We start from the raw sequence: 17,473 nt of genomic DNA, 5'->3' as shown, positions 1-17,473 counted from the left end.
GGCCGCCATGCTGGCCGGTCTCGCGCCGATCGCCAACGACAGCGGCGCCCGCACCGGCCGCCGCTCCATCCGGGCCGGCAGGCCCGCACCACGGCGCGCCCTCTACATGGCCGCCCTGTCGGCTCGGCGCTACAATCCGGCGCTCACCCGCTTCGCCAAAACCCTCCAAGCCGCCGGAAAGCCACCCAAAGTCATCCTCGTCGCCGTCATGCGCAAACTCGTCGTACTTGCCAACTGCCTGCTCGCTCAGGATCGCCTCTGGACCCCAAATCCGCCTTGACAACAAACACAGATGCTCATCCGCCACTCGTCCCGATCTTTCGAGACCCCCTCGGGGCACCTCAGGATGAGGGCGAAAGCGTCGAGGCGTGGCCGTCCCCTCTCCCCGCTTGCGGGGAGAGGGTTAGGGTGAGGGGCAATCTTGTCGCCGAAGGTGGACAGCGGGCCGCCGGCAATGCGGGACTCGCCCCTCATCCGCCTGCCGGCACCTTCTCCCCGTTCTGACGGGGAGAAGGGACGAGCGGCACCGCCGGGGCTGTCCCGATCCTTCGAGGCCCCTTCGGGACGCCTCAGGATGAGGGCGGAGCGTAGCCCCAGACAACCATCATTCATCACGAGGAGAATGCCATGCACGCGCATCGCGGGCCTGTTTCGTTGACGGAAAAATTCGTCAACCTGACGTTGAAGGGGGTGGAGGGCGACGGGTCGTTCTCGGGCTATGCCAGCCTGTTCGGCGAGGTCGATCTCGGGCGCGATGCGATCGAGCCCGGAGCCTTCGAGCGGTCGCTGGCGAAGCGCGGCGCCAAGGGCGTGCGCATGCTGTTCCAGCACGACCCGGCCGAACCGATCGGCGCCTGGCGGGTGATCCGCGAGGACGCCCGCGGGCTCTATGTCGAGGGGCAGCTGTCGTTTGGCGTGGCGAGGGCCCGCGAGGTGCATGCGCTGATGAAGTCGGGCGCGCTCGACGGGCTGTCGATCGGCTTTCGCACCGTGCGCTCGAGAAGCGACCGCAAGAGCGGCGTACGCCGCATTCTCGAGGCCGACCTCTGGGAGATCTCGGTGGTGACCTTCCCGATGCTGCCGGCGGCGCGGGTGTCGAACGTCAAGCATGCGCGGTTCTTCCGCGACAAGGAAACCGAGCTCGTCCGCGCCATGCGCCGGGCGGCGCGGACAATGGCCATGGATGTCTTCAGGAAAGGATGACAGATGAGCGATGCAGCGATGAATGAGCAGACGGCCGGCGCCCCGCGCAAGCGGACGGCACCGGAGGTGAAGGCCGTGCCCGACAGCGTGACAGCGGCGTTCGAGGACTTCATGGGCGCCTTCGAGGCGTTCAAGGACGTCAACGACCGCAGGCTTGCCGAGATCGAGCAGAAGCTTTCCGCCGACGTGGTGACCCGCGACAAGATGGAGCGGATCAACAAGGCGATGGACGAGCAGGGCCGCATGCTCGACGAACTGGTGCTGAAGAAGATGCGCCCGCCGCTCGGCCGCGGCGGGGAGGCGGACGGGCCGGAGGCGGCCGAGCACAAGGCGGCCTTCGAGGCCTATATCCGCCGCGGCGACGAGGCGGGCTTACGCGAACTGGAGGCGAAGGCGATGAGCGCCGGTGCGCCGGCCGACGGCGGCTATCTCGTGCCGCCGGAGACCGACACCGAGATCGGCCGCAGGCTTTCCGTCGTCTCGCCGATCCGGGCGCTGTCGACGGTCCGGCAGGTCTCGGGTTCGGTGCTGAAGAAGCCGTTTTCGCCGGGCGGCATGACCGCCGGCTGGGTGGCGGAGGCCGCGGCGCGGCCGCAGACGGCGACCGCCCAGCTTGCCGAGCTCTCCTTCCCGACCATGGAACTCTATGCCATGCCGGCGGCAAGCCAGGCGCTGCTCGATGACGCCGCCGTCGACATCGAGGCCTGGATCGCCGCGGAAGTGGACATCGCCTTTGCCGAGCAGGAAGGCACGGCCTTCGTTTCCGGCGACGGGGTGAACAAGCCGAAGGGTTTTCTCGCCTATGACCAGGTGGCGGACGGCGCCTGGGAATGGGGCAAGATCGGCACGCTTTCGACCGGCGTCGCGGGCGGCTTTGCCGCGTCCGGGCCGTCCGACGTGCTGGTCGACCTCGTCTACGCCCTGAAGGCCGGGCACCGGCAGAATGCCAGCTTCGTCATGAGCCGCAAGACGCAAGGCGAGATCCGCAAGTTCAAGGATGCCGACGGCAACTATCTCTGGCAGCCGCCGGCCCGGCCGGGCGAGGCCGCCTCGCTGATCGGCTTTCCGGTGGCGGAGGCGGAAGACATGCCGGCGATCGCGGCAGACGCGACCGCAATCGCGTTTGGCGACTTCCGCTCGGGCTATCTGGTGGTCGACCGGGTGGGGGTCCGGGTGCTGCGCGATCCCTATTCGGCAAAACCCTATGTGCTGTTCTACACCACCAAGCGCGTCGGCGGCGGGGTGCAGAACTTCGAGGCGATCAAGCTGGTGAAGTTTGCGGCGAGCTGAGTGGGGGCGGTTTGAGGCCTTGTCCCCCCTCACCAAGAAAATCTGCGACTTGAGCCCTTCGGGCCGTCTGCCCTGTGCAATGGCCCCTCATCCGCCTGCCGGCACCTTCTCCCCGTAAACGGGGAGAAGGGACCAAGAGGCACCGCCGTGGCCATTCCCTCTCCCCGCCTGCGGGGAGAGGGTCAGGGTCAGGGTCAGGGTCAGGGTCAGGGTGAGGGGCAGTTGTCGATGCGGCCGAGGCTCCTCTTCTCCCCAGCGGGGGTGAGGAATGGTCGGCGCAGCCGGCGAAACGATCCAGTGAATCGTTTCGAATGACGAACGCCCTGAGCCAAAGCGAAGGGCCGGCAGAGGTGGCGCGCAGCGCCGGATGAGGGGGGCGAAGCCACGTGATGTCGGCGCACTCGGCCCCCTCATCGCCTCACTGCGTTCGGCACTTCTCCCCGCTGGGGAGAAGAGGGTTTCCACGACGTGCCGCGGCCGAGCGGGTAGGCGAGCGGGTAGGGATGTGGGCCTCTTTCCCGCCCCCCTCTGTCGGCTGCGCCGACATCTCCCCCTCAAGGGGGGAGATCGCCCCCGCCGCTCTGTTTTCCAGTTCAACTCCAGGAGAAGACCATGACCCTATTTCCGACGGCGCCGCCGGCGGCCGAGGCGGTGACGCTGGCTGAGGCCAAGGTGCATCTGCGCGTGGATGGCAATGACGAGGATGCACTGATCAGTCAGCTGATCACGGTGGCCCGCGAGCATGTCGAGCGCGAGACCGGGCTGGTGCTGATCTCGCACCCCTTTCGCCTCTGCCTCGACGGCTGGCCGGCCGACGGGGTGATCCGCATAGGCCGCGGGCCGGTGCGCGCGGTGACGGGCGTCACCGTCTATGACGGCGAGGGCCATCCGACCGCCGTGTCGCTCGCCGACCATCTGCTGGACGGCGAGGCGCGGCCGGCGCGGCTGTGGCTGCGCGATCCGCCGGCACCGGGGCGGGTGCTGAACGGCATCGAGATCGATTTCGTCGCCGGCTTCGGGCCGAGCGGCGCGGATGTGCCCGACACGCTGAAGCGGGCGATGCTGTTGCACGTCGCGGCGATGTTCTCGCTCCGCGGGTCGATCCCGGTCGCGGCGCAGCCGGCGGCGGTGCCGCCCGGTTACGAGCGGCTGATTGCGCCCTTCTGCCGAAGGGGGCTTTGACCATGGGGTTCGTCGATTTCGACCCGGGGGTGTTCACCGCCCGGCTCAGGCTGGAGCGGCCGGTGGAAAGCCCGGACGGGCAGGGCGGCGCAACCGTCGGCTTCGAGACCGTCGCCGATCTCTGGGCGCGGATCGAGCCGCTGGCGGCCGATGTCGAGGAGGTGGCGGGTGCGGGGCGGGTGATCGTCTCGCATCATGTTTGGCTGCGTTTCTGCGCCGATGTGGCGGCGGGCATGCGGCTGGTGAAAGGCACGCGGCGCTTCGCCATCGAGAGCGTGCGCGATCCCGACGAAACCGGGCGCTATCTCGTCTGCCGGTGCCGGGAGGAGGGGCGATGAGGGCGGGGATCCGCGCATCGCTGACGCGGACCGGCGAGGATCTGGGGCTGGCGCTGCGCCGCACGCTGACCGATGGGCTGGCCCGGCAGGTTGCGCGGCAAGCCGAGCAGCGGAGGGCCGGGCAGACGCCGGATGCACCCGTGGCGGGCGGTGGGCTGGCGTCCTCGGACGACGGCAGGTCCGTCGGGCGGGGCAAAGGCGCGTCTGTCGGCGAGGCCCGTCGCGGCATCAAAAAGAGCGAGGGCGGGCCATGAGCAGCGCCGTGAACGAATTTCTGGCCGCCATCCAGGCGCGGTTGGCCGGCGATGTCGGGCTTGCCGACGTGATCGGCGCGGGTGGGATGCGCGACCGCCGGGCGAACGGACTCGACCTGCCGGCGCTGGTGCTTTCTGCGGTCGAGTCCCGCGACTATTCGACGGCGAGCGAGGCGGGAGTCGAGATTCTACTGACGCTGGAGGCCTGGTCGGCCGAGGGGCGACGCGAGGCGGAGGTGATCGCTGAAACCGTGCGCAGCCTGCTGGAGGACGCGGCGCTGGCGCCCGCGGGCCACGCGCTGGTGAGCCTTCGCCACCGCCGGACGGTCAGCCGCCGCGAGGCGAAGACGGGGTTCTTCGTCGCCGAGTTGGTCTTTCGCGCGGTGGTGGAGTGAGGCGTTTGGCTCCGGCGTTGCTCCTCATCCGCCTGCCGGCACCTCTGCCAGACCTTCGCTTTAGGCTCAGGGCGTTCGTCATTCGAAACGATTCACTGGATCGTTTCGTCGGCTTCGCCGACCATTCCTCACCCCCGCGAGCGGGGTGAAGGACCAAGCGGCCCCCGCGTGGCCGCGCCCTCTGCCGGCCCTTTGCCTGGGCTCAGGGTGTTCGTCATACGACACGATTCACCGGGTCGTTTCGACGACATCGCCGACCATTCCTCACCCCGTAAGCTGGGAGAAGGGCGATCCCGCCGGCCTCGGTCGGCAAATCACGGAACAATCTCGTTTAGAAAAAGAGGATTTCGACATGGTGGCACAGAAGGGCAAGGACCTGCTTTTGAAGGTCCAGGACGGGGCGGGTTTCGGGACGGTGGCGGGGCTGCGGTCCAAGCGGCTTTCCTTCAACGCGCAGACCGTCGACGTGACCGATGCCGAGAGCGTCGGGCGCTGGCGCGAGCTGTTGGGCGGGGCGGGCGTGCAGCGGGCGGCGCTGTCGGGCGCCGGCCTGTTCAAGGACCAGGCCTCGGATGCGCGCGTGCGCAGCGCCTTCTTTGCCGGTGACATTCTCGCCTGGCAGGTGGTGATCCCGGATTTCGGCACGGTGAGCGGGCCGTTCCAGGTGACCGCGCTCGAATATGCCGGTTCGCATGACGGCGAGCTGACCTTCGAGATCGCGCTGGAATCGGCCGGCGCGCTTTCCTTCGCGGCGCTCTGATGCGCGGCGGGGGCGAGGACTTCGGCGCGCCGGGGCGAGCCAACCGGCGGCGCGGCGAGGTGGAGGCGGTGATCGGCGGGGAACGCCGGATCCTCTGCCTGACGCTCGGCGCGCTGGCAGAGCTGGAGACGGCCTTCGGGGCGGAGAGCCTGGCCGAGCTCGGCCAGCGCTTTGCCGCGGGCCGGCTGAAGGCGGCCGATCTGATGCGCATCCTCGGGGCGGGCCTGCGCGGCGGTGGCAACCGGCTGCGCGACGAGGACCTGGCGGAGATGACGGTCGAGGGCGGGATCGCCGGGGCGGCGGCGGTGGTGCGCGACCTGCTGGTCGTGACCTTTGCGCCGGACGGGAAGCCTGATGCGGGGGCTGCTACGGCGGACCCTTGAGGGCCGCAGGCGGCGAGGCGGCGGCGCGGGCCTTCCCCTGGGAGGCGGTGCTCGATGCCGGGCTCTGCCGTCTGCGGCTTCCTCCGCATGTGTTCTGGGGTTTGAGCCTCGTCGAATTCGCCGCCATGGCCGGGGCATTCGCGCCGCGGCCGGTGCGGTTTTCGCGCGCGGGGCTGGAGGGGTTGATGCGGGCTTTTCCGGACGGGGAGGGCGGTGGTTCACCCCCCTCTGTCACTGCGTGACATCTCCCCCTCAAGGGGGGAGATCGGGCGGCGGGCGACGATTTCTTCCCTCACCCATAGGTGGGAGCGCAGTGACCCTCGAAGGGTCCGAGCTTTGCATTTGCCCCTGATCCGCCTGCCGGCATCTTTGCCGGCCCTTCGCTTGGGCTCACCGCGTTCGTCATTCGAAACGATTCACTGGATCGTTTCGTCGGCTGCGCCGGCCATTCCTCACCCCCGTGAACGGGGGGGAAGGGACCTGGAGCAGCGCCGGGGGTGGCCTCGATCCTTCGAGGCCCCTGCGGGGCACCTCAGGATGAGGAGCGGGCGTGGGGTGCTCGCAAAGGGCTTTGCCCCCTCACCGGGTGCTGCACGCCACCTTCTTCCCGGCGCGGGACAAAAGGAAACACAACGGTGACAGGAAGGAATTTTCCATGGCCGACGACGACATGATTGCGCTGTCCCTCGACCTCGATGCGAGCGAGGCGCTGAAAGTTCTGGACGAGCTGGAGGGGCGGTCGCGGAGTTTTGGGGCCGCGCTGACTTCAGCGTTGAAGGGGGCGACGGTGGGTGGCAGGGGGCTGGAGGATACGCTGAAATCGGTGGGCACACGGCTCGCCGACATTGCGCTTTCGGCCGGGCTTAAGCCGCTGGAAGGGTTGGTGGGCAATGCGCTGAGCGGTCTGATTTCCGGTCTGACGGCCGGTTTCGGGGCGATCATGCCCTTTGCGACAGGTGGCGTGCCGGGGCGCGTGACGCCGTTTGCCGCGGGGGGCGTGGTATCGGCGCCGACCTATTTTCCGCTCGGCGGCGATCTGGGGCTGATGGGCGAGGCCGGGGCTGAGGCGATCCTGCCCCTGAAGCGTGGTTCGGACGGTTCGCTCGGGGTGGCCGCCGGCGGCAGCGGCGCAACGACGCAGATCAATTTCCATGTGACGGCGAGCGACGCAGCGAGCTTTGCCCGCAGCGAGGGCCAGATCACCGCCCTGCTGGCGCGCGGCGTCGGGCGCGGGCGGCGGCATCTCTGACTGCACAGGCAAGGCCCCAGTCTAGGGGGCATTGCGCGCCCGCTCCCAAGCTCCGACGAACGACTGTTCGCTTGCGGTTCCCGGCGTGCTGGTCCGCTGCGTCTCCGTCGGTCGTCGATCGAAAGGGCTTCGGGCAGATGCTTGCTGTCGGCGCGCGTGATCGGGCGCGGCCGGCTATCCCGAAGATGGCTGCGGGGCCTCGGGGACCTCGACCTCGTCGTGGGCCGGATATCCAGACTGTCGAAAGGGACACTCAATCATGAGCAATGGTTTCCACGAGGTGCGCTTTCCGCTGCGCCTGTCGCTGTCGACCAGCGGCGGGCCGAAGCGGCTGACCGACATCGTCGACCTGACCAACGGGCGCGAGGCGCGCAATGCGCGCTGGCGCAATTCGCGGCGGGTCTATGACGCGGGCTCGGGATTGAGGGCCGTGGACGATCTCTATGCGGTCGTCGCCTTCTTCGAGGCGCGCGGCGGGCAGCTTTGCGGTTTTCGCTTTCGCGATCCGCTCGACGCAAAATCCTGCGGGCCGGGCGAGACAGTGTCGCCCTTCGATCAGGCGATCGGCACGGGCGGCGGGGCGACGGCGACGTTCCAACTGGTCAAGACCTATGGCGATGCCGGGGGCGAATGGCGGCGGGATATCCTGAAGCCGGTGGTGGGCACCGCGCGGGTCGCGGTGGGCGGGGTGGAACTGCCGGCGGCTGGTTTTGTCTGCGATGCGACGACGGGTGTGGTGACGATCGCCGAGGAATATATTCCGTCTCCTGGCGTGCTGGTGCAGGCCGGGTTCGAGTTCGACGTGCCGGTGCGCTTCGACACCAACCGCATCGACGTCAATCTCGAGGCGTTTAGGGCCGGGCGCATTCCGGCCATTCCGCTGGTGGAGATCCTGCCGTGAGAGTTCTTCCCTCCGCACTGGCCGCCCATCTTGTCGGCGATGCCACGACGCTTTGCCGCTGCTGGCGGGTGACGCGGCGCGACGGTCTGGTGCTTGGCTTTACCGAGCATGACCGCAACCTCACCTTTGCCGGAACGCAGTTTCTCGCCGCGAGCGGCTTTGCCGGGACCGAGGCGCGGGCGGTGAACGGCCTGGCGGCGCCGGGTGCCGAGGTGACCGGCGGCTTTTCCAGCGCGGTCATCCGCGAGGAGGACCTGGCGGCCGGGCGCTATGACGGTGCGCGGGTCGAGGTGTTTACCGTCAACTGGCAAGAGCCGCAGGAGCAGCATCTGCTTTTGAAGGTGCAGGAGATCGGCGAGGTGTCGCGGGCGGGCGGGGCCTTTGCCGCGGAACTCAGGAGTTTTGCGCACCGTCTGTCGCAGGAGCAGGGCCGGATCTATGGCCGGCGCTGCGATGCGAGCCTGGGCGATGGGCGCTGCCGGGTGGATCTGTCGGCCGCGGGGCGGCGGGCGAGTGCCCTGGTGACGGCGGTCGAGGGGCGGGACCGGATCGTGGTGTCGGGGCTGGGCGGGTTTGCCGACGGGTATTTCCGGCTCGGCACGCTGCGGTTCGACGCGGGTGTGAACGAAGGGCTGACCGTCGAGATCGACGGCAATGTCGCGGTATCCGGCGGCACGCGGCTGACGCTGTGGTTGCCGCTGGAGCGCGCGGCGGCGGTCGGCGATGCGGTGACGGTGACGGTCGGCTGTGACAAGGGGTTTTCGACCTGTCGCGACCGGTTTGCCAATGGCCTCAACTTTCGCGGGTTCCCGCATATGCCGGGCAGCGATTTTGCCTATTCCTATGTGAAGGGTGAGAGCACGCATGACGGGGCGGCGCTGTTCGAGTGAGGGTGATGGGGACGGGCTCCTCTCCCCTTGTGGGAGAGGAAGCAATTTCAGCGTCTTGGCGCAAGCCAAGTGCTAGAAATTGCAGGTGAGGGGGCTTTCTACCTCATGTCGGTCATTCACCCCCTCATCTGCGAAATCTGAGGTTTAGCCTTCGGCTAAGCCCTCGATTTCGCTTCTTCTCCCACCAAGGGAGAAGACGTGCCGCCGGCGCTTGCTGCCACCAGGTTGATGCCACTACTGCAGTCTCGAGTGATCTCACGCTATACCCAGGAGCAAGAGCCATGGCCGACATCGGAAGCCGCGTGGTGAAGATCGCCGGGCAGTGGATCGGCACACCCTATCGGCATCAGGGATCGACGAGGGGTGTCGGCTGCGATTGCCTGGGGCTGGTGCGGGGGATCTGGCGGGAGATCTATGGGGCGGAGCCGGAGCTGGTTGCACCCTATGCGGCGGACTGGGCGGAGCGCGGCGGGCAGGAGCGGCTGCTGGAGGCGGCGGGGCGGCATTGTGCGGTGGTGCCGGGCTTTGCCGCGGCGCGGCCGGGCGATCTTCTGGTTTTCCGGTTTCGGCCGCAATTTGCCGCCAAGCATGCGGGAATTCTGGTTAGCGCTGACGCTTTCATCCATGCCTATGAACAGGCGGCGGTGATCCGTTCGGCGCTGGTGCCGGCCTGGCGCAAAAGGATTGCCGGGATCTACCGGTTCCCGGAGATTTCTTGAAAACCGGCGGGTTTTGCCGTATCTTGCTGGAGTGCTGGACGAGGCGGACACCTCGTCCAGCGTTTGCTAGTTCTTGATATCGACCCGGACGGCGATCGACCAGCCCGTCCGGGTTATCCTCAAGATTAGCGTAATGCCAATTGGCCAAGACCTCATAGCACTACCTCCACATTCGAGAGCAAGGCCTTTGCCACGGTCGGCGGAGCCCGTCTTCGCCGACGCGCCGGCTGGCGCGGCGCCTGCTGCTTCTGCTCCCGAACCTCCACATCTTATCACAATCTAGACGCGCATCCAGATGGGTGCCGCAAGGGACATCCATGGCGACAATCCTCTTCCAGGCGGCGGGTGCGGCGCTGGGTTCAGTGTTCGGGCCGCTGGGCGCCGTCATCGGCCGGGCGGCAGGGGCGCTGGCCGGCAACATGCTCGACCGGGCACTGATCGGCGGCGGAACAACGCTGTCGGGCGCACGGCTTTCGGCGGCCAGGCTGCCGGGGGCGGCGGAGGGCACGGCGATCCCGAGGCTCTACGGCACGGCGCGGCTCGGCGGCACGTTGATCTGGGCGACGCGCTTCGAGGAGGAGGCGACGACCGAGCGGACCGGCGCCAAGGCGACCGGCACGCGGGTGAAGACCTATCGCTATTTCGCCAATCTGGCAGTCGGCCTTTGCGAAGGGGAAGTGGCGCTGGTTCGGCGGGTCTGGGCCGACGGCCAGGAGATCGACCTGACAGAGATCGAGATGCGGTTCTATCCCGGGACGGAGGATCAGTTGCCAGATCCGCTGATCGAGGCGAAGCAGGGGGCGGGCCATACGCCGGCCTATCGCGGGCTCTCCTATGTGGTGTTCGAGCGTCTTCCGCTGGACGACTTTGGCAATCGTATTCCGCTGCTGCAGTTCGAGGTGGTGCGCCCGGTCGGCCGGCTGGAGGGCATGGTGAAGGCGGTGACCGTCATTCCCGGCTCGACCGAGCATGGCTATGCGACGGCGCAGGTCCGGGAACGGACCGGCGAGGGCGCCTCGCGCATTCTCAACCGCAACACGCTGGTCGCCCATACCGACTGGCAGGCGTCGATCGACGAGCTGCAGGCGCTTTGCCCGAATCTCGAAACTGTCGCGCTGGTTGTATCCTGGTTCGGCACGGATCTGCGCGCCGGGCAGTGCCGGGTGGTGCCGGGCGTCGAGGTGGCGAGCCGCAACGAAAGCCGGGACTGGCGGGTGTCGGGCGTGATGCGCGATGCCGCCTATCGGGTCAGCCGTCATGACGGCGGCCCGGCCTATGGCGGCACGCCGGACGACAGAAGCGTGGTCGAGGCGATTGTGGATCTCAAGGCGCGCGGGCTGAAGGTGGTGCTCTATCCCTTCGTGATGATGGACATTCCGGACGGCAATGGTCTGCCCGATCCCTATGGCGGGGCGGAGCAGGCGGCCTATCCCTGGCGCGGGCGGATCACCTGCCATCCGGCGCCGGGACGGCCCGGCTCGCCCGACCGGTCGGCGGCGATCCCGGCAACCGTCGCGGCTTTCTGCGGGACGGCCGGGCCAAGCGATTTCGACGTCAACGGCACCACGGTTTCGTATCAAGGCAGCGACGAGGGCTATCGCCGCATGGTGCTGCATTATGCGCTGCTGGCTGAGGCGGCGGGCGGGGTGGACGGCTTCCTGATCGGCTCGGAACTGCGCGGGCTGACCACGCTCCGTGATGCGGGTGACGGCTTTCCCTTCGTTGCGGCGCTGGCGGATCTGGCGGCGGACGTGCGGGCGATCCTTGGGGCCTCGACGAAGATCACCTATGGCGCCGACTGGAGCGAATACTTTGGCCATCATCCGGCGGACGGTTCCGGAGACGTGTTCTTCCATCTCGATCCGCTCTGGACGCATCCGGCGATCGATGCGGTGGGGATCGACAATTACATGCCGCTGTCCGACTGGCGCGACGTCGATCTCGAAGACGCCAATCCGGACGGGTTCCGGCTTTCCGACGACGGCGAGGCTATGGCCGGGCAGGTCGCGGCGGGCGAAGGGTTCGACTGGTATTATGCGAGCGAAGCCGACCGGGCGGGGCGCGTGCGTTCGCCGATCAGCGACGGGCTGGCGGGCAAGCCCTGGGTGTTTCGCTTCAAGGACATCGAAGGCTGGTGGGGCAATCTCCACTTCGACCGGGTCGGCGGGGTGGAGAGAGCGAGCCCGACCGCCTGGACGCCGGGGATGAAGTCGGTCTGGTTCACCGAACTCGGCTGCGCCGCGGTCGACAAGGGGGCGAACCAGCCGAACGTGTTCGGCGATCCGAAATCGGCGGAAAGCGCGCTGCCCTATTTTTCCAGCGGGGCGCGGGCCGACAGCCAGCAGCGGCGCTTTCTCGAAGCGCATCTCGGGCATTGGCAGGGCGGTGCTGCGCCGGCGGGCATGGTCGATCCGCGGCAGATCTTCCTGTGGACCTGGGATGCCAGGCCGCAGCCGGCCTTTCCGCAGGATCTGGATCTCTGGGCCGACGGCTCGAACTGGCGGACCGGCCATTGGCTGAACGGGCGGCTGGGGGCGGGCACGCTGGCGGATGTGCTGGCCGCGCTGCTCGAAGATCATGGCTTTGCCGACTACGACGTGTCGGAAGTGAGCGGCGACCTCATGGGCTATGTGCAGGGCGACCTCGCCTCGGCCCGCAGCCTGATCGAGCCGCTGGCTGAAAGCTTCCTGATCGACATCGTCGAGGATGGCGCAAGGCTCAAATTCCGCTCGCGTATGGCGGCGAGCCTGCCGGCGCGGACGGTGGAGCTGCTGGCGGACCTGAAGGACGAGCCGCTGTGGCGCGAGACGCGCGGCCATGACAGCGATTTCGCCGCCGAGGCCTCAATTACCTATTTCGACCCGGCCAGCGACTATGGCGAGGCCTCTGCCCGCTCGCGGCGGATCGAGGCGGCGACCGAGCGTCAGATGGTCCGCGACCTGCCGGCGGTCTTGGCGGAAGAGACAGCGCTGTCGCTGGCGGAAGGCATGCTGCGCGACCATCGCATTGGCAGACGGCGGCTGGAGTTTTCGCTCGGACCGGCGGAGCTTTCCGTCCAGCCGGGCGATGTGCTTTCGCTGTCCGAGGGGCCGGAGGGGCGGTTTCTGGTCGGCGAGATCGACGACGGGCTGGCGCGGCGGCTGTCGCTCCGCGAAGTGGCGGCGGCGGTTTCGACGACGCCGGTGGCGGAGGGTTCGGGGCGCACGCCGGACCGGCCGGGCTCGGTCGGCTTCGAGCCGGTCGTTCTTCTGGTGGATCTGCCGCGTCATGCGGCGGGCGACGCGACGGATTTCGCCTGCGTGGCGGGGCTGACGCGGCCGTGGCGGCGTTTGTCGATTTCGTCCTCGGGCGACGAGGGCGCCTTTCGCCCGCGCGTCACGCTCGACCGTCCAGCGACGATCGGCCGGCTGGCCGCGCCGCTCTCCGGCGGGGTGTCGGGCCGGTTCGACCGGTCGCGGACGCTGGAGGTGGATCTGTTCTTCGGCAGCTTTGCCGCCGCAGCCACGCTTTCGGTGCTCAACGGGGAAAACCGGCTGGCGTTGCGCGCGGCGTCCGGTGCCTGGGAAGTGATCGGGTTTGCCGGGGCGGAGGAGATTTCGGCCGGGCGCTGGCGGCTGTCGACGCTGCTGCGCGGTCTGGCCGGCACCGAGGATGCGATGGCGGCTGGGGCGGATGCCGGCGCCGCCGTCGTGCTGCTCGACGCGGCGGTGCGGCCGCTCGGGCTGGCGGCGGAGGAAACCGGGCTGTCGCTCGACTACATCGCCGAGCCGATCGGCATGGCCGCGACGGCGGCAGTGCTTGGTCCCTTTGCCGGCGGGGTGCGGGCGCAGACGCCGCTGTCGCCGGTGCATCTTAGCGCGCGGCGGACTGACGGCGGCGAGGTTGAATTCTCCTGGATCCGCAGGTCTAGGATCGACGGCGACAGCTGGCTGCCGGCCGAGGTGCCGCTCGACGAATCGGCCGAGGCCTATCGGCTGGAGATCCTCGACGGGGCCGCCGTGCGGCGGGCGGTGGAGGTCGGGGAGGCACGGTTCGTCTATCCGCAGGCGCAGGAGCTTCTGGACTTTGGCGGCTTGCAGGCGAGTTTTCGCGTGCGGGTGCGCCAGCTCGGGCGCGTGGCTGAGGGGATTGCGAGCGAGGCGGAATTGGTGGTGGGGTGAGGGGGGGAAGTTGGCCTTGCTGGATTGCCCGGCTGAAACTGCGCGCGCCCCTTGGTCGCGCACGGCCCCTCATCCGCCTGCCGGCACCTTCTCCCCGCAAGCGGGGAGAAGGGATATGCGGCACCGCGTCGGCCGTCCCCTCTCCCCGTTCACGGGGAGAGGGTCAGGGTGAGGGGCAGACCGTTCCGCATCAGCCACGGCGAAGTGTGGGCAGGCACGCGGGCTCTATCCGAACGGCATGCGGATCAGCGTAGCGGACTCTAGTCGCTGGAGACTGTTGGGGGCGAAGTGCGGGCTCTGTTGGCGAAAATGCTGCGGACGCTGACGCACGAACATTCCCCACTCATCCATTTCCATCAAAAATCCAGAAAAGGGAGAGCGAGATGCTCGATGTGAAGCAGTGGTATCAGTCGAAGACCGTGTGGGGCGCGATGATTGCGATGGCGGCGCCGCTTCTGAAGCATGTGGGTGTCGAAATGGGACTTGCCGAACAGGCCGACCTCGCCGATGCTCTGGCAACGGTCGCCGGTGCGTTGGGCGGCGTGCTGGCGATCTATGGACGGGTCAAGGCGACGCGGCCGATCGGTCTCGGCACGCAGCGCGATTGACGCGAGCATTCATTTGCCATTCAGAAGGCATGCGATAGATAGTCAGCAAGAGTTGAAGTTGTACGGAAGAAGAGCAATGGCATCGATCATGATCATCGCGGGCCTGGTGGCCGGAATGGCGGTTTCGCCCGTGCCGGACAGCCTTGGCGTCGGTGCCATGACGGGACCGATCGTGCTGGCGCAGGCGCAGGGTGGCGACACCGGCAGTGCGGACGGCGGCGTTGATTGCCGTAGCGCCGCCTATCGGGCAGTCGAGGAAGTCGGCGGGCAGTTGCTCTCGGTGCGCCAATCCGGCAATGAATGCGTCATCACGGTCCTGATTCCGGGCAGTGGAAACGAACGCCCGCGCAAGGTGACGATGCGGGTTTCCAACTGATCTCCGCCGCGGCCCTGGCTGCGGCGTACGGCATTTCGAAGAGGGGCGGGATAGATGCGCATTCTGGTCGTCGAGGACGATGTCAACCTCAACCGGCAGCTCGTCGAAGCGCTGCAGGAGGCGGGTTACGTCGTCGACAAGGCTTTCGACGGCGAGGAGGGGCATTTCCTCGGTGAAACCGAACCCTACGACGCCGTCATCCTCGACATCGGCCTGCCGGAAATGGATGGCATCACGGTGCTGGAAAAATGGCGGGCCGCCGGACGCGTCATGCCGGTCCTGCTGCTGACCGCCCGCGATCGCTGGAGCGACAAGGTCGCCGGCATCGATGCCGGCGCCGACGACTATGTGGCAAAACCCTTCCATCTCGAGGAAGTGCTGGCCCGCATCCGGGCGCTGATCCGCCGCGCGGCAGGCCACGCATCCTCCGAGATCACCTGCGGCCCGGTCCGGCTCGACACCAAGAGCTCGAAGGCGAGCGTCGACGGCAAGGCGCTGAAGCTCACCTCGCACGAATACCGGTTGCTCTCCTACCTGATGCACCACATGGGCGAGGTGGTGTCGCGCACCGAACTGGTCGAGCATCTCTACGATCAGGACTTCGACCGCGATTCGAACACCATCGAGGTCTTCGTCGGCCGGCTGCGCAAGAAGATCGGCATCGACATGATCGAGACCGTGCGCGGCCTCGGCTATCGTATCCAAGCCCCGCAAGAGGCGAAATGATCCCCGTTTCCCGGTCGCTGACCGTCCGCGTGCTGCTGTTGGCCACGCTGTGGTCGGCGCTCTCGCTCGTCACCATCGCGCTGGTGATCTCGGCCTTCTATCGCCAGGGGGTGGAGCGCGGCTTCAACAATCTCCTGCGCGCCCAGCTCTACAACGTCATCAATTCCGTCTCGATCGGTGACGGGAACAGCCTGTCCGGCAGTCCGGAACTCGGCGACCTGCGCTTTTCCCAGCCCGAGACCGGCTGGTACTGGCTGGTCGAGCCGCTCGGCGACTTCGCTGCCGCGCCCCTTGCCTCGACCTCGCTCGGCATGGCCGAGCTTGCCGTTCCGAGCCTCGAACAGGTGCCCTTCGACGAGCACTACGAGCGCTTCTATCCGATGGTCGACGCGGTCGGGAACAAGCTGCTGGTCGCCGAAACGGAAGTCGTGCTCGACGGCGGCGACCGGGCGGCTCGGTTTCGCGTTTCCGGCAATCTCGACGTCGTCGAGGAGGAAATCGGCTTTTTCTCCACCCGGCTCTATGCCGGGCTCGCGCTGTTCGGCTTCGGTGGCCTGGTCGTCAACGGCCTTGCCATTCTCTACGGCCTGAAGCCGCTCGACCGGGCGCGCCGGGCGCTGGAGAAGATCCGCGGCGGCGAGGCCGAGCGGATCGAGGGCGATTATCCGCGCGAGATCCAGCCGCTGGCCAACGAGATCAATGCGCTGATCGAAAGCAATCGCCGCATCGTCGAGCGGGCCCGCATGCAGGTCGGCAACCTTGCCCATTCGCTGAAGACGCCGATCGCCGTGCTGCTCAACGAGGCGCGCGGGCTCGACAAGACGCAGGCCGAGGTGGTGCGCAGCCAGGCGGAAGCCATGCAGGCGCAGGTGACGAGCTATCTCAATCGGGCGCGCATCGCAGCCCAGCGCGATTCGGTGCTGGCGCGCTGCGAGGCGGAGCCGGTGCTGGAAAGGCTGGTGCGGGTGATGCGGCGGCTCAATCCGCAGATCGACTTCACGCTCGACGTGGCCCCGGGCCTGGCCTTCGCCATGGAACAGCAGGACGTCGAGGAGACGGTCGGCAACCTTCTGGAAAATGCGGCGCGGTTTGCCAAGACGCGTGTCGCGGTCGTGGCTGTGCCGGTTGCCCACGAACCGGAGGCGGCGGGCGAGGGCGCCCGGCGCGGCTGGATCGAGGTGTCGGTCGAGGACGACGGCCCGGGCCTTGCGCCCGAGCAGATCGGCGAGGCGCTGAAGCGCGGCAAGCGGCTCGACGAGAGCAAGCCCGGCACCGGGCTCGGCCTGTCGATCGTCAAGGAGATTTCCGGCGAATACCAGGGGGCTTTCGGCCTGTCGAGGGCGCCGATCGGCGGCCTCAAGGCGGCTCTTGTGTTGCCGGCTGTGACGCGGGACACTGCATAATCAATTTTGTTGTGAAAAAACAATGGCGGCCATAAAGATGCCATGTGGGTACCGCAGCAGAGCAAGGACAGGCGTGATGATCGATCGTTTCGTTGACCGGACTGGGGCTGTTCCTATGGGTGTTTCCCGCATTCGCGGCGCGGCGGCAATCGCGCTGGCCGCATTCGCACTTTCCGCCTGCACGACGAGCGGCGGATCGAAGGGCGGACTCTTGTCCTCGGGCAAGCCCAATCCCTCGGCGCTCTATATCTCGGCCCTGCAGGGCGGCATCGTGGCGCGTACCGGGGTGAAGCTGTCGAACAGCGAACTGCAGCGTGCGCTCGAAGCCGAATATCGGGCGCTCGAGGCGGCACCGGGCTTCCAGCCGGTCGCCTGGACCGGGCAGAGTGTCAGCGGCCAGGTGGTCGCGGCCGCCCCCTACCAGGTCGGCCAGCAGAACTGCCGCCAGTATGTCCACAAGCTGAACGACAAGGGCCGGCAGATCGAGGCGCGGGGTGCTGCCTGCCGCAATCCGAACGGCACCTGGACGCCCTTGACTTAAGTCAAGGCTGACGGCCATCTGCTCACCTACGGATCGGCTTGCGGCCAAACGCCTCAACTTTGCGTCATCCGCCGTTTGTTTGTGGCGTCGAGCCT

General features: G+C 67.8%; 20 protein-coding genes. All 20 read left to right on the top strand.

Going from position 1 to position 17,473, the window contains the following annotated elements; all coding sequences use genetic code 11:
* Positions 1-280 (top strand): transposase (locus L867_RS0107370; RefSeq protein ID WP_028736274.1); only part of this gene is annotated, 280 nt, incomplete at its 5' end.
* Positions 281-627: 347 nt separating this feature from the next.
* Entirely contained in the window at positions 628-1,203 is a 576-nt protein-coding gene (locus tag L867_RS0107365) for an HK97 family phage prohead protease (protein WP_028736273.1), read from the top strand.
* Positions 1,204-1,206: 3 nt separating this feature from the next.
* A complete protein-coding gene (locus L867_RS0107360) occupies positions 1,207-2,493 on the top strand; it encodes a phage major capsid protein (RefSeq protein WP_028736272.1) in 1,287 nt (428 codons plus the stop codon).
* A gap of 612 nt (positions 2,494-3,105) precedes the next feature.
* Positions 3,106-3,675: a head-tail connector protein gene (locus tag L867_RS0107355; protein ID WP_028736271.1), complete on the top strand. Its 570-nt coding sequence runs from the start codon at positions 3,106-3,108 to the stop codon at positions 3,673-3,675.
* A 2-nt stretch (positions 3,676-3,677) separates the two neighbouring features.
* The gene (locus L867_RS0107350) at positions 3,678-4,013 is read left to right on the top strand and encodes a phage head closure protein (RefSeq protein ID WP_028736270.1); all 336 of its coding nucleotides are present in this window, start codon (positions 3,678-3,680) and stop codon (positions 4,011-4,013) included.
* The gene (locus L867_RS0107345) at positions 4,010-4,267 is read left to right on the top strand and encodes a hypothetical protein (protein ID WP_028736269.1); all 258 of its coding nucleotides are present in this window, start codon (positions 4,010-4,012) and stop codon (positions 4,265-4,267) included. Before L867_RS0107350 ends, L867_RS0107345 begins: the two co-directional genes overlap by 4 nt.
* The gene (locus L867_RS0107340; protein ID WP_028736268.1) at positions 4,264-4,662 is read left to right on the top strand and encodes a DUF3168 domain-containing protein; all 399 of its coding nucleotides are present in this window, start codon (positions 4,264-4,266) and stop codon (positions 4,660-4,662) included. The genes L867_RS0107345 and L867_RS0107340 overlap by 4 nt, the downstream gene beginning before the upstream one ends.
* A gap of 352 nt (positions 4,663-5,014) precedes the next feature.
* Complete coding sequence (locus L867_RS0107335) at positions 5,015-5,422, top strand: phage major tail protein, TP901-1 family (protein ID WP_028736267.1); 408 nt, start codon at positions 5,015-5,017, stop codon at positions 5,420-5,422.
* Positions 5,422-5,805, top strand: coding sequence for a gene transfer agent family protein (locus L867_RS24795; protein ID WP_037172719.1), 384 nt, complete (start codon positions 5,422-5,424; stop codon positions 5,803-5,805). Before L867_RS0107335 ends, L867_RS24795 begins: the two co-directional genes overlap by 1 nt.
* Entirely contained in the window at positions 5,802-6,047 is a 246-nt protein-coding gene (locus L867_RS28130) for a rcc01693 family protein (RefSeq protein WP_051438865.1), read from the top strand. The genes L867_RS24795 and L867_RS28130 overlap by 4 nt, the downstream gene beginning before the upstream one ends.
* Before the next feature lie 413 nt (positions 6,048-6,460).
* On the top strand, positions 6,461-7,054 hold the full coding sequence (locus L867_RS0107320) for a phage tail tape measure protein (RefSeq protein ID WP_028736266.1): 594 nt from the start codon (positions 6,461-6,463) through the stop codon (positions 7,052-7,054).
* 259 nt (positions 7,055-7,313) lie between these two features.
* Positions 7,314-7,955 (top strand): DUF2460 domain-containing protein, encoded by a 642-nt coding sequence (locus tag L867_RS0107315; RefSeq protein WP_028736265.1) that lies wholly within the window; start codon positions 7,314-7,316, stop codon positions 7,953-7,955.
* A complete protein-coding gene (locus L867_RS0107310) occupies positions 7,952-8,845 on the top strand; it encodes a DUF2163 domain-containing protein (RefSeq protein WP_028736264.1) in 894 nt (297 codons plus the stop codon). Before L867_RS0107315 ends, L867_RS0107310 begins: the two co-directional genes overlap by 4 nt.
* A 281-nt stretch (positions 8,846-9,126) precedes the next feature.
* Positions 9,127-9,564 (top strand): NlpC/P60 family protein, encoded by a 438-nt coding sequence (locus tag L867_RS0107305; RefSeq protein ID WP_028736263.1) that lies wholly within the window; start codon positions 9,127-9,129, stop codon positions 9,562-9,564.
* Between the two features lie 317 nt (positions 9,565-9,881).
* Positions 9,882-13,724, top strand: coding sequence for a baseplate multidomain protein megatron (locus tag L867_RS0107300; RefSeq protein ID WP_028736262.1), 3,843 nt, complete (start codon positions 9,882-9,884; stop codon positions 13,722-13,724).
* 383 nt (positions 13,725-14,107) lie between these two features.
* Positions 14,108-14,332, top strand: a complete 225-nt coding sequence (locus L867_RS0107290) for a hypothetical protein (protein ID WP_028736261.1) — start codon at positions 14,108-14,110, stop codon at positions 14,330-14,332.
* Positions 14,333-14,408: 76 nt separating this feature from the next.
* Positions 14,409-14,708: a hypothetical protein gene (locus L867_RS0107285; RefSeq protein WP_028736260.1), complete on the top strand. Its 300-nt coding sequence runs from the start codon at positions 14,409-14,411 to the stop codon at positions 14,706-14,708.
* Between the two features lie 54 nt (positions 14,709-14,762).
* Complete coding sequence (locus L867_RS0107280) at positions 14,763-15,434, top strand: response regulator (protein WP_028736259.1); 672 nt, start codon at positions 14,763-14,765, stop codon at positions 15,432-15,434.
* Positions 15,431-16,837 (top strand): sensor histidine kinase, encoded by a 1,407-nt coding sequence (locus L867_RS0107275; protein WP_028736258.1) that lies wholly within the window; start codon positions 15,431-15,433, stop codon positions 16,835-16,837. The genes L867_RS0107280 and L867_RS0107275 overlap by 4 nt, the downstream gene beginning before the upstream one ends.
* Before the next feature lie 76 nt (positions 16,838-16,913).
* Positions 16,914-17,378 carry a hypothetical protein gene (locus L867_RS0107270; protein WP_408605959.1) on the top strand — a complete coding sequence of 155 codons (465 nt, stop codon included), beginning with the start codon at positions 16,914-16,916 and terminating at the stop codon, positions 17,376-17,378.
* Positions 17,379-17,473: the final 95 nt, after the last annotated feature.

This window comes from Paenirhizobium selenitireducens ATCC BAA-1503 (genome assembly GCF_000518785.1).
GTDB lineage: Bacteria > Pseudomonadota > Alphaproteobacteria > Rhizobiales > Rhizobiaceae > Allorhizobium > Allorhizobium selenitireducens.
Note: the sequence above shows the minus strand (reverse complement) of the source record. Positions and strands in the feature narration are given on the sequence as shown.

Coding starts and splice junctions, on each gene's coding strand:
- L867_RS0107300 (WP_028736262.1), top strand. CDS start 9,882: ATGGCGACAATCCTCTTCCAGGCGGCGGGTGCGGCGCTGGGTTCAGTG.
- L867_RS0107345 (WP_028736269.1), top strand. CDS start 4,010: ATGAGGGCGGGGATCCGCGCATCGCTGACGCGGACCGGCGAGGATCTG.
- L867_RS0107340 (WP_028736268.1), top strand. CDS start 4,264: ATGAGCAGCGCCGTGAACGAATTTCTGGCCGCCATCCAGGCGCGGTTG.
- L867_RS0107290 (WP_028736261.1), top strand. CDS start 14,108: ATGCTCGATGTGAAGCAGTGGTATCAGTCGAAGACCGTGTGGGGCGCG.
- L867_RS0107275 (WP_028736258.1), top strand. CDS start 15,431: ATGATCCCCGTTTCCCGGTCGCTGACCGTCCGCGTGCTGCTGTTGGCC.
- L867_RS0107270 (WP_408605959.1), top strand. CDS start 16,914: ATGATCGATCGTTTCGTTGACCGGACTGGGGCTGTTCCTATGGGTGTT.
- L867_RS0107315 (WP_028736265.1), top strand. CDS start 7,314: ATGAGCAATGGTTTCCACGAGGTGCGCTTTCCGCTGCGCCTGTCGCTG.
- L867_RS0107320 (WP_028736266.1), top strand. CDS start 6,461: ATGGCCGACGACGACATGATTGCGCTGTCCCTCGACCTCGATGCGAGC.
- L867_RS0107280 (WP_028736259.1), top strand. CDS start 14,763: ATGCGCATTCTGGTCGTCGAGGACGATGTCAACCTCAACCGGCAGCTC.
- L867_RS24795 (WP_037172719.1), top strand. CDS start 5,422: ATGCGCGGCGGGGGCGAGGACTTCGGCGCGCCGGGGCGAGCCAACCGG.
- L867_RS0107335 (WP_028736267.1), top strand. CDS start 5,015: ATGGTGGCACAGAAGGGCAAGGACCTGCTTTTGAAGGTCCAGGACGGG.
- L867_RS0107355 (WP_028736271.1), top strand. CDS start 3,106: ATGACCCTATTTCCGACGGCGCCGCCGGCGGCCGAGGCGGTGACGCTG.
- L867_RS0107365 (WP_028736273.1), top strand. CDS start 628: ATGCACGCGCATCGCGGGCCTGTTTCGTTGACGGAAAAATTCGTCAAC.
- L867_RS0107285 (WP_028736260.1), top strand. CDS start 14,409: ATGGCATCGATCATGATCATCGCGGGCCTGGTGGCCGGAATGGCGGTT.
- L867_RS0107305 (WP_028736263.1), top strand. CDS start 9,127: ATGGCCGACATCGGAAGCCGCGTGGTGAAGATCGCCGGGCAGTGGATC.
- L867_RS0107360 (WP_028736272.1), top strand. CDS start 1,207: ATGAGCGATGCAGCGATGAATGAGCAGACGGCCGGCGCCCCGCGCAAG.
- L867_RS0107350 (WP_028736270.1), top strand. CDS start 3,678: ATGGGGTTCGTCGATTTCGACCCGGGGGTGTTCACCGCCCGGCTCAGG.